This is a genomic window from Sulfitobacter noctilucicola, assembly GCF_000622385.1.
Lineage (GTDB): Bacteria > Pseudomonadota > Alphaproteobacteria > Rhodobacterales > Rhodobacteraceae > Sulfitobacter > Sulfitobacter noctilucicola.
The window spans coordinates 818,497-832,320 of sequence record NZ_JASD01000008.1 but is presented as its reverse complement, the minus strand read 5'-3'; the positions used below and the strand labels follow the sequence as shown (position 1 = coordinate 832,320).

Sequence of the window (13,824 nt, the reverse complement as noted above, 5' to 3'; positions counted from 1 at the left end):
GGGATTACGCTTTGGCGGCACCCAAGGCGGCGCGCAGGACCTCTCGATCACCGATATGGTTGGCAAGCGTCAGGATCAGGCGGGCGTTCAACGCATCGCTTTCATCCTTGCTTAGCCCGGTGTGTGCGGCGAGCAGTTCGTCGTAGAACCCGTCAGGATCAGGGATGTTCGGTGTGAGGATCAGTGGCATCGGATCATCCCTTTCCTATCGCGTTGTGCACAGCGACCGTGATCTTGGTCGCGTCAAGCTGTTTCCAGCGGGCGACCACATGTTGATCCGGGCGGATCAGATAGATCGCCGACGCCGCGTCCCCCAGATATCGCGCGCGCAGGTTCTCTGACGGTTCAGCGATATGCACCACATTAAGGTCGAAACCCGCGACGTGAATCGGATCTGGTGCGGTGCCGCCAATGGCAAGGATCTGAAAACGCCCTGTCAGATGATCCAGCAAAAAGCCGTCATCCACAGGGGCATCGGGGCAGGCAGCGCCTGGGCGGGACGCGACCGGACCTTGCAGATCATCCTCGCCGAACAACGGAAAGTCGTCGTAGACGCACGGGACGGACAGCCTGCCGGAATTTACCAAAGGCCGCGCAAATGCGTGTTTGCCAGCAAGGTCCAGCACGGCGTTACGAAACACCTTGGAGATGTCGGTTTTAGGCGTCATGAAATCGGTGGCACGAGAGGAGTTGAGGATATTTTCGTCCGCGCCATACCCGCGTTCATGCGCATAGGTGTCCAGCAACCCTTCGGGTGCGAGGCCTTTGAGTACAGCGTCCAGTTTCCAGCTGAGATTTTCGGCGTCCTGCATACCAGAATTCGCACCGCGTGCGCCAAAGGGGGACACCTGATGCGCGCTGTCTCCCGCAAAGAAGATGCGACCATGGCGGAAATCGCGCATGCGCCGACATTGGAAAGTATAAATCGACGTCCAGACAAGTTCATAGTCCGGCACGGTTCCTGTCTGGCTGGACAGCATCGCGTCCACACGGGCACGGATTTTGGCGGGGTCGAGCTCCGCCTTGCGGTCGATATCCCAGCCCAGTTGAAAGTCGATGCGCCAGATGTCGTCGGGCTGTTTGTGAAGCAACGCGGACTGGCCAGCGCCTTCAAAGGGCGGCTCGAACCAGAACCAACGCTCTGTCGGGAAGTCTGCTTTCATCCGCACATCGGCAATCAGGAAGTTATCCTCAAAAACCCGCCCCTCGAAATCGAGGCCAAGCATATCGCGGGTCGGGGAACGTGCCCCATCGCAGGCGATCAGCCAATCAGCCTCAAGCTTGTAAGCGCCATCCGGCGTATCGACGGTCAGCGTGACGTAGTCGCCGTGATCTTCAAGGTCTGTGACCTGATTACGGCCACGCAATTCAATCGGGGCTCCTTCGGCCTGCGCGGTTCGGATGCTTTCAGCAAGGTAGCGTTCAAAATAGGGTTGTTGCAGATTGATGAACGCAGGGTTGCGATGACCTGTTTCAGGTAGCAAATTGAACTCGAACAACGGATCTTCGGCGCGAAAAACACGGCCCACATTCCAGACCACACCTTTGTCCACCATCTTTTTCCCCGCGCCCAGACGGTGCGCAATGTCGAGGGTGCGTTTGGCAAAACAGATCGCTTTTGATCCGGTGCCGGCGCCATCGTGATCGTCCAGCACCAGAACCGGCGTGCCCATTCGGCCCAGGTCGAGCGCGATGCCGAGACCAACAGGCCCGCCACCGATAATCACAACCGGATGGCGTCGGGCAGGGCCGTCTTGTGCGGCGACCTTTTGATATGGATAGAGCTGGAATGTCGTCTCATACCGAACGGCAACCATCGGAACCTCCCTTGTCCTGACCGTGGTTTAACCCTGCAATTCTGCCCACATTTCCAGATCGCGTTTGTCGGTCCAGATGCGCGGATGCAGGATGCCGCGGGCCTCGTCGTAAGCACGCGAGACGTTGAAGGGCAGGCAGTGTTCGTAGATGGCGTAGTCTTTGAATTTGGGATCGCAGGAAGCCCGTACCGCATCCCATGCTTCTTTGAGCGACCCACCGCGCGCCGCCACTTTGGCAGCTGGTGCATACGTGCTGTCGACAAAGTCGCGGGTGCTGTCGATGGCACGCGCTACGGCGTCCTTGCCAATCAGTGCACCCCCACGACCGGGGGCAATCGCGTCAACGTCATAGGCCGCGATGTTGTCAAGCGTGCCGCCCCAATCGCCAAAATACCCGTCACCACAATAGCAGGCAGAGTGGTCCTCGACGATATCGCCGGTGAACATCACGTTCTCGTCCGGGACATGGATCACCGCGTCACCAGCCGTGTGGGCGCGACCGATGTGTTTGATATCCACACGGCGCTTGCCCAAGTAAACGGTCATGCTGTCGCTGAATGTGGTGGTCGGATAGGTCAGACCCGGAATGCTCTCATGGCCCTCGAACAGACGTGGGAAGCGTTGGAATTCACTGTCCCAATCTTCCTGTCCGCGCTCTTCGACCATACCACGCGCGACATCGGACATGATGATCTGATCGGCACCGTAAGCAGAGGCACCCAGCACGCGCACCGCATGATAGTGCGTCAGGACCACGTGCGTGATGGGCTTGTCGGTGACTTCACGCACCTTTTCGATGACCTTGCCCGCCAGTCGCGGTGTGGCTTGTGCTTCGACAATCATCACGCTTTCGTCGCCGATGATGACGCCCGAATTCGGATCGCCCTCGGCAGTGAAAGCCCACAGATCGCGGCCCACCTCGTCAAAGGTGATTTTCTTCTCGGTCATGTCCCCTTGGGATGCGAATGCCTTGGCCATGTGTCGTCTCCTTCGTGCCGCGATCTGGGCGGCGGTGTATTCAATTAACGTTTGTAGGGGTCATCAAGCGCGGGCAGCACTTTGCTGGTGCAGGTGCCGAACCCGATACGGTAGCCGTCCCCCTGTGCGCCGCCTTTGAGGGTGAGCGTGTCACCGTCTTCGACAAAGCTGCGTTCCTCGCCTGTGTCGAGCGTGAAGGGTTCCTTGCCACCCCAGCTGAGCTCAAGCAGAGAGCCAAAGTTTTCTTTCTCCGGACCGGAGATGGTGCCCGACCCAAGCAGATCGCCGGACTGCATCGCACAGCCGGATGTTGTGTGATGCGCCAGTTGCTGGGCGGCGGAATAATACATCTCGTTGTAGTTCGTCGTTGCGATAGTCGACGCGTCCTTTCCTTCGGGCGCGAGCGTGACTTCGAGATCAATATTATAAAGCATCGGCCCCACATCTTTGAGGTGATCCAGCAGTTCAAATTCGCGGTCGGGTGTGTCGCAGCGGAACGGCTCGAGCGCTGCACGGGTCACGATCCATGGGCTGATTGTGGTGGCAGTTGCCTTGGCCTGAAAAGGTCCGAGCGGCTGGTATTCCCACGCTTGAATGTCGCGTGCGGACCAGTCGTTCAGCAGTACATAGCCAAAGATGTTGGCGTCTGCTTCTGCGACCGTGATCGGCCCCTCGGAAGGGGTGCCCACAACAGCACCCATTTCAAGTTCGATGTCAAAGCGGGCGCACGGGGCAAAACGGGGTTTTTCATCGTTTGGCCCTTTGAGTTGGCCCCAAGGGCGGCGGATATCCGTGCCGGAGACAAATACCGAAGAGGCGCGACCGTTGTAGCCGATCGGAATGTGGAGCCAGTTCGGCGGTAGCGCGTTTTCGGCACCGCGAAACATCGTGCCAACGTTTGTCGCATGGTGGCGGCCTGCGTAAAAGTCGGTGTACTCGGAAACGGCAAACGGCATCTCAAGCCGAGCGTCCGACATTGGCACGAGGTGTTGTGCAACCTGTGCCTGTTCAGGCGCGTCAGCCGTCAAAAGCTCGATGAGACGCGCACGCAATGCATCCCACGCCTCGGTCCCCATCTCCATGACGTCGTTCCAATAGGGCACGTCAAAGACCGGCTCATCCGCGAGGGTAACAAGGCCAGCCTCTTCGACAGCCGCCATATCAAGGATCATGTCACCGATGGCCACGCCACAGCGTGCCTCAAGCGTATTGGTCGAGAAAACGCCATAGGGCAGGTTGTTGAGTGGGAAGTCGGTAGAGGCTGAATTGGCGCTCTCTACCCATGAGGTCATCAGTGTCATATTCGATCCTTGTCAGGAGTGTGGGCCATAGTGCCACCTTACGTAAGGTGGAGGTATCCTCCACCGGTATTTACCGGAGTGTCATTTCTTGCCGGGGGTGCCGTCAAACTTCTTTTCGATATCCGCCCAGCAATCGATGTAGTCATCCTGCAGTGGTGCTTCACCGGCGGCAAACTGCGTCAGGTGCTGGGGGAAACGTGTCTCGAACATAAAGCTCATGGTATTGTCGAGCTTTTCGGCCTTGAGATCGGCATTGGACGCGCCTTCAAAAGCGTTCCGGTCAGGACCGTGCGGCAGCATCATGTTGTGCAGCGACATACCGCCGGGTATAAACCCTTTGGGCTTAGCGTCGTACTGGCCGTAGATGTTGCCCATCAATTCCGACATGACGTTCTTGTGGTACCATGGCGGGCGGAACGTATCCTCGGCCACCATCCAGCGTTCGCGGAATAGGACAAAGTCGATGTTCGCAGTACCTTCCTGCCCCGATGGTGCGGTCAGCACGGTAAAGATGGAGGGATCGGGGTGGTCGAACAGGATCGCTCCAACCGGGCAATAGGTCCGCAGGTCATATTTGCAGGGCGCATAGTTGCCGTGCCACGCGACCACATCTAATGGTGAATGCCCGATCTTGGTTTCATGAAACTGCCCGCACCACTTCACAGTGACCGTTGAGGGCGCATCGCGGTCTTCGTATGCTGCCACCGGTGTCTTGAAATCACGCGGGTTTGCCATGCAGTTCGCCCCGATGGGGCCACGACCGGGCAGCTCAAATTTCTGGCCGTAGTTTTCGCAGACAAAGCCCCGCGCCGGGCCCTCAAGAACTTCGACGCGGTAGACCAGACCACGTGGAAGGATTGCAATCTCTTTCGGTTCGAGGTCGATAATGCCCAGTTCGGTGCAGAACCGCAGACGGCCTTCCTGCGGCACCACCAACAGTTCGGAATCGGCTGAATAGAAATAGGCGTCTTCCATGCTTTTGGTGACCAGATAGATGTGGCTGGCCATGCCGACCTGCGTGTTCACGTCACCTGCCGTGGTCATGGTGCGCATGCCGGTCAACCACGTCAGATCCTGATCGCTGTGCGGCACCGGATCCCAGCGGTACTGGCCCAGCGAGGTGACATCGTTCTGCACATGCGGGGCGGTTTTCCAGTAGGGCAGATCGATCCGCTCAAAACGGTGGGTATGTTTTACCGACGGCCGGATACGGTAGCACCAGGTGCGTTCGTTCTGGTGGCTGGGTGCGGTGAACGCGGTCCCTGAAAGTTGTTCGCCATAAAGCCCGTAGTTCGCCTTTTGCGGAGAGTTCATGCCTTGGGGCAGGGCATCCGGCAACGCTTCGGTTTCGAAATCGTTACCAAAGCCGGGCATGTATCCTGCAAGGGTGCCAACAGAAGTCGATGCCTGCTGCATCCCTGAAATCAAAGTCTGTTTGTTCATCTTGATTCCCTTTCGTTCAAAACCGTCATATTGGTTCTATTTGTAACTAACAACACATGAGTGTGCCGTTGACCGCTATCGTGACGGTACCCACCGGATAGCCTGCAAACTGCCGACCTAGGACAGTCAGAGGTAATATACCTAGATTATTGGTTTCAGCCCGAATTCAGCCAGCACAGGAGGTAGCCAACCAGCTACGTCCAAGCGCGCATGCCTAGAAGAATGCTTGAGATTTCGATCAGTTGCTCGACGCGGTTGCGACGACACCGAATGCAGAACCGATCAGGCCGAATACCGTGCGCACATTGCTGACGGGGCTTTCGGTAGCATAGACGACATCTTTTGGATTGATGTGGAATTTACCGGCGCTGAACAGGCCGTCCGCCGTCGACAAATCCATTGTAAACACGACCCTCTGGTTCGCGGGTCCGCTAACACCATCCGAGCGCAAGGCCCGTGCGGAGTATTCGCGAAGGATCAGAATACCTTGGATGTTGGCACGTGAATCAGACAAACCGCCCATAAGGGTCACCGCATCGATCGCCGTTACAGTATCGCTTGGAAAGGTAATAATCTCTTCTTTGCCTGTCGCGCCGAGTGCGAGAAAATAACGCTCATCTTCTGCAACGACGATCTTGTCACCGCTTACGAGGGTCGTATCCAGTTGCGGGGACCTGAGGAGTTTGCCAAGCGAAATCGCGTAGATGTCATTGCGGCGCAACAACCTGATCTGGGGGTTCTCGAAGGATTCCTTTGCACCACCGCCCAGCGTCAATGCGCTCAGTACTGTCATGTCGCGTTCTTCGATCGGGTAAGAGCCAGGATTGTTCACACCGGACACCACATCAACCGAATGACGTTTCCCTACTGCGGCACTTAATTGGACTTGGGCAGATGGCGAAACGGATGTGAACGCGTCTTGGATTTTCTGACGTGCGTTATGCTCGGTCATACCGCCGACGTTGATCGAGCCAACGTAGGGGAGGAAGATGCTGCCGTTTGTGGACACGCGGGAAACCTGAAGCTGCGCGACCTTCTGCTCTCTGGCTGTAAGCAACGAGTTTTCAGAACTGTCCCAGACCGCGATCGAAACTGAATCACCCGGAAGGATCACGCGGCCAATCGGCCCGCGGCGCTTGCCGATCCAGCTATAGTGTTTCACATCTCCGGTGCTGGGCCATTTTGCATAGCGGGGCAGCAGATCTTTGGTGATGGGATAGACGGCAACCTGCGGCTCTTCGGACTTTGACGTTTTGATGATTTCTGACTGTAACGCGGCGCCTCGCGGCAGGTTACACGCCGTCAACGTCAGGCTGAGTACGATTAGAATTGTGAATCTCAGGATTTGGAACATCTGCTCGTCTCTGCTTAACCTCGACAAGGTCTAAGTTGATTTTGATCGAAATGAAAGACAGGCATTCGCATTCTCGAAACGATAAGCGGGAATCTGTGGCTTTGCGTCACCACTCTTTCGCGGAGGGGGCGGTTTAGATTGGTTCACAGATCGTAGTTAGGATGGCCAGCGTAGATCAACCAACTAACCGGCAATCAATTGATCGAAATGGAAGTTATTCCGCATCATCCAGAAAGGACAAGCTGTTTGGTACGTGTTCATGCGGCATCCACCCGAAGGCTTGATGAAGTTTTTCGATATCGTCACAAACCAATGGTTCGAACATGGCGTCGATCTGATCCGCTTTGCCTATCAACCGTCCAAAAGGATGTAGCAAATTGTTTGTTACGTTGAGAATTCTTGCTTTCCGACCGGTCACGTTCGCAATTTGCCTGACCAGATCAAGGGTCGAAATTGGTGTTCCGTCATGGGGTTCGAACGTTTTGCGATCAGCCGCTTGCCATTGCGCATCCGGTGCCTGTGCCAAGGTTTCGATAAGCTCGCAGAGGTTTGAGACGGACAGGTAGCACCGCGGCGCATCTGCTTTTCCGACAGGCATCGGGGCACCACGCCGTACGAGGCTCAACAACAAGCCGAAGCTTCCGCGTGCACCGGGGCCGTAAATCAGAGGGGGGCGCAGGATAACACATTTGTTGAGCGGTCCCAAACTTTTGAGAAAGGCGTCTTCGGCGTCACGTTTTTGAACTGAATAAGGGCGTGGTCGTGTCTTCTTTTCCAGAAGTAGACGGACCGCGACTGAGCTGAGCAGAACTACACGGGGCACACCTTGCTTTTTGGCGCTTGTCGCCACGCGCTGTGCCATAGCTGCTGATTTGGTTCCGTTCGGATCATCCTTGTCGCCCGGCATGCTTGCTGCCAGATGCACCAGCATGTTGACGCCCTCAAAGGCAGCATCGGGGATATCTTTTGTCGCGAGGTCTTCCACAAGCCAGTCACTGTCGGCAATGGCACCGGAGCGAACAATCCGCCTGACAGTATGTCCACCTTCGGCAAGCGATGTGCACAGATGCCGACCAACAAAGCCACCTGCGCCAGTGACAAGGATCGTCAGCTTGCTGTCTGCGGACGGGGTCATGGGATTGAACGCAGCATCAAGGTTAGGAATCTGACTTGATAGCGTCGCCTGACCCTTTGCCGCCAAGCGTGGCGCGGATAATCTTCAGGTCCATCAGGAAGGTTCTATTGCGGACGTACTTGCTATCGATTGCGGCAAGCTTTGCGGGCTCGGACATATCTACACCCTGTATCTGGGCCAGTCCGGTAACGCCGGGTCTGATCTCAAAAACGCCCTCTGCTTCCCTTGCCGCGATCAGCTCTGACTGAGAGGGCAGGCAAGGGCGCGGCCCCACGAAATTCATATCGCCCTTTATGATGTTCAAAAGCTGCGGCAGTTCGTCAAGGCCCGTTTTGCGGAGTACTTTGCCGATCTTTGTAATCTGGGATGTTGAGGCATCATGTGACGCGACATGCTTTGTCTCGGTGTGCATGGTGCGCAACTTATAGCAATAGAACACCTTTTTGTGGCGACCGACCCTTTTCTGACTCAACAGCGGGCTCCCCCCGTCTTCAAAGGCAATCAAAAAGGCGGCGATGATCCAGACCGGTGATAACAAAACGATCATGAAGACGCATAAAAGTGATATCGCCAGTCGCGTCATTCGCTTTTTCACACCTTTTGTCGGGTTTTTCGGGGTTGCTATATCTTTGCTGATGTATGCGCAATTGCGTCTGTGGGGTGGGCAACGGACTGTAAAACAGGAAACGGCTGATCGCGCTCACCTATCTAAAACAGCGCTCGACTTTATTGGACCTGCTCAAGGGTGTTGTGTTGCAGATGGTATCCTTCGACATAGTCCTCAAGAATTTTGCGCACCGCACTGCTGCTGTTCGCTTTCGTCGCAATATCGAGGTCTTTGAGGATACGCGCGATTTCGATCTGTGACAGTTTCGATTCCTGAGCGCGCAGAATTTTGCGGTGGGGCGTAGGGAGCGTATTGTCGCCGATAAGCAGTTCTTCGAATAGTTTTTCACCTGGGCGCAGACCTACGATCTTGATCTCGATATCACCGTCCGGATTATGTTCGTTACGTACTTTCAAGCCGGACAGTTCGATCATTCTGCGGGCGAGATCGATAATGTTTACGGCCTTACCCATATCCAGAACAAACACGTCGCCACCTTTGGAATAAGCACCGGCCAGCAGAACAAGTCTGGCAGCTTCGGAGATGGTCATAAAGTAACGGTTGATCTTGTTATGGGTCAGTGTGACCGGGCCACCGGCCATGATTTGTTTGTGAAACAACGGAATGACAGAGCCGGATGACCCAAGCACATTTCCAAAGCGTACCATGGAAAATCTGGTCTTTTCGGACCGGGTCTGTAAGTCTTGGACAACCAGCTCAGCAAGGCGCTTGCTAGCTCCCATCACGTTCGTCGGCCGCACGGCCTTGTCTGTTGAAACCAGAATGAAGCGCTCGACACCGGCTGCCTGTGCCGCATCGGCAACGACCTGCGTGCCCACGACGTTGTTCCAAACGCCAACAATCTCGTTCCGCTCAACCAAAGGCACATGCTTGTACGCTGCCGCGTGAAGAATGATATCGACATCGGATTCTTTAATCACACGGTCAACTGCACTGCGGTCACAGACAGATCCCAACGATGTAATCAACTCGACGCCCTGTGCATCGGCGTGCGCCCTTAGATCATTGTCGATGTTATAAAGCGCGAATTCGCTGTGATCGAACATTACCAGTCGATGGGGATTACATCCCAAAATCTGACGACAGAGTTCCGATCCCACAGATCCGCCAGCGCCGGTAACAAGCACTGTACGTCCCGCATAGCTGCGCACCACTTCGGGCGTCTCAAGGTTAACTTTGTCGCGACCCAAAAGCATATCTGCCGTAACCGGGCGCAAGGTGTCTGTGATGGTTTTCGCGTTGATTAGCTCGTTGAAGGAAGGAAGCGTGTAGACCTCGCAGCCCAACGTGGACAGCTCTTCAATATACTGCCGGCGAATTTCGTCGGATTCGGATGAGATTGCGAGTATGACACGTTCGACCTTCTTCCGCTCTACCATCGTCTTAAGCTTTTGGCGTGAAGCAACGGGAAGGCCAGAAACCGTCATGTTGTGTAGTGTCGGATTGTCATCAATAAAGATGACCGGCCGCATGTCGTAGTTCCGACGTAATGATGCAAGCAACTGAACGCCGATGGTGCCTGCGCCAAAAATGGCAACCGGTATGCGACTGTTGTCCCGTCCGGAAAGATAAAGAAGACAGGCCCGTGCCATGAGCCGTGCCATGATGTGAACCATCAGGAAGATCGGCCCGAAAATCAGTGGTACGGAGCTTGGCCCCTGAAGCGTCAGCACATTCCCCAGAACCATAGCGATGATTGTCAGGCTTACAGCAGCGACAGCGCCTCTGGTGATATCCTGAACCTCAAAATCGCTGAGCTTGATGCGGTTGATCCGCAATGTGGCGAACAAAGGCACAGCAATGAGGGTGACGATTGCGATCAACGGCAATGCCGCTTGATACTGCTCCACCGATACGTCGCGCCCGAAACGCAGCGACAGGGCAACCAGCATGCTGAGTACCACAAGAAGACAGTCGATAAGCAGAAGGATGCGCTGTTTTGCAGGCCGGGAGAGCGCGATGAGATAGTTGTACATAAACTCGAATTCCGTAACCAACTGGCCTTGAATACGACCTCGGCCTACTCGAAAACTTAACAAATTCCGAATGATCAATGCAACGCGCAGGCCTGTTAGTGCACATTTCCGCGGCGATTCAACGGAAAACCTTTGAAAAGCGCCTATCGTTTACGCGGATTCTTGCCGGTACGAGTCTTTTGCGTGGTCTAAACAGCCCAAGGTTGATTCGTTAGGTGCCGCTTCGGATCAGAGGAGATTCGCTGCGAGTGCTACTCATAATCTGCTGCCAACAGGTCATTTGTTGCATAACAAACGCATTGGATGTTGAATGCGGGATGGTGTGGAAAAGGTCCCGTGTAGTTTGCCGATAGTTATCCTATGGTTGGTCGAACTCGGGCGAAGAATGTGGAAATTGATGATGTATCGGGCAACTGGAAACTTGGCATGGCTATGTGCTGCGGCGCTCGGTCTGGGGTCGACAACAGCGTTGGCGCAATCGACCAGCCCGATGTTGTCCACGTACGGCACGCCCGGACTTGTGGATATGCCAACGGCCCGCACACTTCGCGATGGTGAGCTTGCGTTCACGTCCAGCATCGTCGGGCCGACGCTTCGCAACACCATCACTTTCCAGATTTTGCCACGGATTTCAGGCAGCTTTCGTTATGCGCGGATATCCGGCCAGCGCGCGGATGGCAGCGCCACGTTTGACCGCAGCTTTGATATCGCGTTCCAGCTCGCCAAAGAAAGCGACTTTCGTCCCGAGGTAACTTTGGGCTTGCGCGATTTTCTGGGCACGGGCCTGTTTAGCGGTGAGTATCTGGTGGCGACCAAGTCTCTGGGCTCCAGATGGGAGGTCACCGGCGGCATCGGATGGGGTCGGTTCGCGGGTCGCGACAGCTTTAAGAACCCGTTGTCAGCGATCAGTGACCGATTTGAAACGCGTCCAACCGGCTTCTCTGGTCCGGGCGGTCAGGTTGAAGCGGGCAATTGGTTCCGTGGTCCGGCATCAATTTTCGGCGGTGTGAAGTTCGACCTGAATGAACGTTCATCTTTCTTTGCCGAGTATTCGACAGATTCCTATGAGGCTGAAACTGCGACAAACCAGATTGATTTGTCATCCGGCCTGAACGTCGGGTTTCAGTACCGTTTCAAGAACGGCTTTGACATGAAAGCCTTTGTGCTTGGTGGCAACGAAATTGGCGCGCAGTTCAGTTATGTTATTGATCCCGCAAAGCGGGCCATTCCCGGGGGTGGTGATCGTTCACCTCGTCCCATCGGGTCGCGTCGCGATCTGGCGGTTGCTGACTGGAACAACTCCGCACGCGGCGGTGGCAAGGATGCGGCGCAAAGGGTTCTGAAGGCACGGTTGGCTGATGAAGGTCTTACCTTGCAAGGGTTTGAAATGACCTCGAACGGTGCCACCATCCGCATTGAAAATACCCGTTTCGGAACAGCGGCTCAGGCTGCTGGTCGTGCGGCCCGTGCTATGGCCACAACGCTGCCGCCTGATGTCGAGCAATTGACAGTCGTCTTTCAGGAGCGCGGTGTGCCGACAACCCGTGTGATCACCCGTCGCTCTGATCTGGAAAACCTTCAGTACGATTTTGATGGATCCAGAAAAAGCTACGAGCGTGCAGTGGTGCAAGATGCCGCCGGTATTGGCCGTGCAGGCGAGATCGCAGGAACTTACCCGATCTTTGACTATGGCCTGTCGCCTTACGCTGCCTTTTCGTTCTTCGACCCTGACAATCCTGTAAGGGTCGATGTCGGCGCGCAGTTGACCGCGTCTTTCCGCCCTGCGCCCGGTCTGACTTTCAAAGGACAATTCCGCTATCCTGTAACTGGAAACATTGAGGACTCTGATCGGGTGTCGGATTCCAAGATTGAACCAGTGCGCACGAATGCTGTTCTGTATGCACGTGAATCCGATCTGGAAGTTAACAAGCTGACGGCCGAGTATCAGTTCCGCCCTGGTAAGGACCTGTTTGGTCGCGTCACGGTGGGTTACCTCGAAAGCATGTTCGGCGGCGTATCGACCGAACTGCTTTGGTATCCTGTCGGCAGCCGTCTCGCGCTGGGCGCTGAGGTGAACTATGCCCGTCAGCGTGATTTCGACATGCTATTCGGGTTTCAGGATTACGGTGTCGTGACCGGCCATGCCTCTGCTTACTACGATATGGGCCGTGGTTTTCATGCGCAGGTTGATGCGGGCCGGTATCTGGCAGGGGATTGGGGGGCCACATTCTCGCTTGACCGCGAATTCAACAATGGCTTCAGGGTCGGGGGCTTTTTCACCCTTACAGATGTTTCATCGGATGATTTCGGTGAAGGATCGTTCGATAAAGGCATCCGGTTTGAAGTACCCCTCAGCTTCCTGACCGGTAAGTCATCCAAGACGGTGCTGAAACAGACAATCCGTCCTGTCCAGCGGGATGGTGGCGCGCGACTGAATGTAGACAACCGTCTGCATCGTCAAATCCGCGATGTGCGCGGGAATGAATTGCTTGATGGTTGGGGACGGTACCTGCGATGAAATGGAATTTCGGAATTTTGGCCGGTGCGGCACTGTTTCTTGCTGCGTGTTCGGCCTCAAATCTTCAAGATCGCGCGATCAGCCTTATTCTGGACGAGGAGCCCGCAGTAGATCCTTCGGTTCAGTTCCCGCGTTTCACGCCTCTGCTACAGGCCAAGCAAGGTCCTGCTTTGCAGGTGAGTATTCCGGCAAAGAACCTGAAGGGCGGTTTCCTGCGCGAAAGCTCGAACGGTAACATCGAAAGCTGGTTGGGAAATGACGGGGTGTCCCTGACGTTTGATCGTGGTGTGCTGCATGGCACACGAGGCATCGGTGCGGGCATGTTGGCATCAGACGTTTCAGCGTCCGCCAGCGCTGTCTTGGCGGGGCGCAACGCCAATGTGAAGCGCGTGCATACCTTTCTGACAGGCAACGATCTTGCTGTTTCACAGGTCTTCTCTTGTCGGGTTGAGAACCGTGGCACCGAAACGATTTCACTTGATACCGGTGCTACATCAACACGCCGTATGTCCGAGAACTGCCAGAACGACGCGCAGTCTTTTGAAAATACCTATTGGGTCGACACCCGCCGTGGCCGTATCGTCAAATCCATCCAGTGGAGCGGCGAGTTTCTAGGCGCATTGTCAATCCAGACGGTCTACAACTTCTAAGAGCTTTACGCGTCCAGCGTCTAT

11 protein-coding genes are annotated in these 13,824 nt (G+C 55.5%); 2 read left to right on the top strand and 9 right to left on the bottom strand.

Features of this window, described 5'->3' with window-relative positions:
* Positions 1–4: 4 nt before the first annotated feature.
* The 9 genes from Z946_RS0107840 to Z946_RS0107800 all read right to left on the bottom strand — a co-directional run bounded on the left by Z946_RS0107840 (position 5) and on the right by Z946_RS0107800 (position 10,632).
* Entirely contained in the window at positions 5–190 is a 186-nt protein-coding gene (locus Z946_RS0107840) for a DUF2783 domain-containing protein (protein WP_025055176.1), read from the bottom strand.
* A gap of 4 nt (positions 191–194) precedes the next feature.
* On the bottom strand, positions 195–1,817 hold the full coding sequence (locus tag Z946_RS0107835; RefSeq protein WP_025055175.1) for an FAD-dependent oxidoreductase: 1,623 nt from the start codon (positions 1,815–1,817) through the stop codon (positions 195–197).
* Positions 1,818–1,844: 27 nt separating this feature from the next.
* On the bottom strand, positions 1,845–2,795 hold the full coding sequence (locus Z946_RS0107830) for an MBL fold metallo-hydrolase (protein ID WP_025055174.1): 951 nt from the start codon (positions 2,793–2,795) through the stop codon (positions 1,845–1,847).
* 44 nt (positions 2,796–2,839) lie between these two features.
* Positions 2,840–4,096, bottom strand: a complete 1,257-nt coding sequence (fahA, locus tag Z946_RS0107825) for a fumarylacetoacetase (RefSeq protein ID WP_025055173.1) — start codon at positions 4,094–4,096, stop codon at positions 2,840–2,842.
* Between the two features lie 81 nt (positions 4,097–4,177).
* Entirely contained in the window at positions 4,178–5,539 is a 1,362-nt protein-coding gene (hmgA, locus tag Z946_RS0107820; RefSeq protein ID WP_025055172.1) for a homogentisate 1,2-dioxygenase, read from the bottom strand.
* A 238-nt stretch (positions 5,540–5,777) separates the two neighbouring features.
* Entirely contained in the window at positions 5,778–6,893 is a 1,116-nt protein-coding gene (locus tag Z946_RS0107815) for a polysaccharide biosynthesis/export family protein (protein WP_052836085.1), read from the bottom strand.
* Between the two features lie 214 nt (positions 6,894–7,107).
* Complete coding sequence (locus Z946_RS0107810; protein WP_025055170.1) at positions 7,108–8,028, bottom strand: NAD-dependent epimerase/dehydratase family protein; 921 nt, start codon at positions 8,026–8,028, stop codon at positions 7,108–7,110.
* A 22-nt stretch (positions 8,029–8,050) separates the two neighbouring features.
* Entirely contained in the window at positions 8,051–8,611 is a 561-nt protein-coding gene (locus tag Z946_RS0107805) for a sugar transferase (protein ID WP_025055169.1), read from the bottom strand.
* 143 nt (positions 8,612–8,754) lie between these two features.
* On the bottom strand, positions 8,755–10,632 hold the full coding sequence (locus Z946_RS0107800) for a polysaccharide biosynthesis protein (protein ID WP_025055168.1): 1,878 nt from the start codon (positions 10,630–10,632) through the stop codon (positions 8,755–8,757).
* A gap of 397 nt (positions 10,633–11,029) precedes the next feature.
* Here Z946_RS0107800 and Z946_RS0107795 point away from each other — a divergent pair, with 397 nt between their 5' ends.
* Complete coding sequence (locus tag Z946_RS0107795; RefSeq protein ID WP_241461313.1) at positions 11,030–13,150, top strand: YjbH domain-containing protein; 2,121 nt, start codon at positions 11,030–11,032, stop codon at positions 13,148–13,150.
* On the top strand, positions 13,147–13,800 hold the full coding sequence (locus Z946_RS20560) for a YjbF family lipoprotein (protein WP_025055166.1): 654 nt from the start codon (positions 13,147–13,149) through the stop codon (positions 13,798–13,800). Before Z946_RS0107795 ends, Z946_RS20560 begins: the two co-directional genes overlap by 4 nt.
* Positions 13,801–13,824 lie beyond the last annotated feature (24 nt).